Raw genomic sequence first — 1,127 nt, 5'->3', positions numbered from 1 at the left:
AGCGCAAACAGCAACGCTGCGCACCTTCGCCAAGCCCGGAAGGAGAAACCCATGGGACAGCGTACGCCTCTGTATGACCTGCATCTCGCCCTCGGCGCGAAAATGGTCGATTTTGGCGGTTGGGATATGCCTCTGCACTACGGCTCGCAAGTTGAAGAGCACCACCAGGTGCGACGCGACTGCGGGGTGTTCGATGTATCTCATATGACCGTGATCGATATCACCGGCCCCCAGGCCAAGGAATGGTTGCAGCACCTGCTGGCCAATGATGTGGATCGTCTGCAAGGCTGCGGCCGTGCGTTGTACAGCGCCATGCTCAACGACAAGGGCGGCGTGGTGGATGACATGATCGTCTACCGCACCGACGCCGGGTATCGCCTGGTGGTCAACGCCGCCACCCGCGACCAGGACATGGCCTGGATGCAGGCCCAGTTGGGCCGTTTCCAGGTGCAACTTCAAGAGCGCCCCGAGTTGGCGATGCTGGCCATTCAAGGCCCCCATGCCCGACAGAAGATTGCCGAACTGGTCACCCAGTCGCGCAGCACTTTGATTCACCAGCTCAAGCCTTTCGAAGGCCAGGCCGACGGCGATTGGTTTATTGCTCGCACGGGTTATACCGGCGAAGACGGCCTTGAAATTGTCCTGCCTGCCGATCAGGCGCCGGGTTTTTTCAACGATCTGGTGGGCGCCGGTATTTCACCCATCGGCCTTGGCGCACGCGATACCTTGCGTCTGGAAGCCGGCATGAACCTGTACGGTCAGGATATCCACCAGGATGTGTCGCCCTTGGCTGCCAACATGGCCGGGAGCATCGCTTGGGAGCCAGCCACGCGCAATTTCATCGGCCGCGCGGCGCTGGAAGCCGAGTTGGCGGCGGGTGTGCAGTTCAAACTGGTGGGGTTGGTGCTGGAAGAACGCGGGGTTTTACGTGCTCATCAGGTGGTTCGTATCGCCAATGTTGGCGAAGGGGAGATCACCAGTGGTAGTTTCTCTCCTACGCTGAGCAAATCCATTGCCCTGGCGCGCGTACCGACGGCCACTGCCGACCGGGCCGAAGTGGAAATCCGCGGCAAGTGGTACCCGGTTCGAGTGGTCAAACCGACCTTTGTGCGCCATGGCAAAACCTT

Annotated in this window: 1 protein-coding gene; it reads left to right on the top strand. The window is 60.6% G+C overall.

Annotated features, from left to right (window positions below; all coding sequences use genetic code 11):
- Positions 1 to 51: 51 nt before the first annotated feature.
- The coding region (gcvT, locus tag H8F21_RS29285; protein ID WP_203585843.1) for a glycine cleavage system aminomethyltransferase GcvT at positions 52 to 1,127 on the top strand (1,076 nt) is incomplete at its 3' end.

It is taken from the genome of Pseudomonas arcuscaelestis (assembly GCF_016881005.1).
GTDB classification, from domain to species: domain Bacteria; phylum Pseudomonadota; class Gammaproteobacteria; order Pseudomonadales; family Pseudomonadaceae; genus Aquipseudomonas; species Aquipseudomonas arcuscaelestis.
Note: the sequence above shows the minus strand (reverse complement) of the source record. Positions and strands in the feature narration are given on the sequence as shown.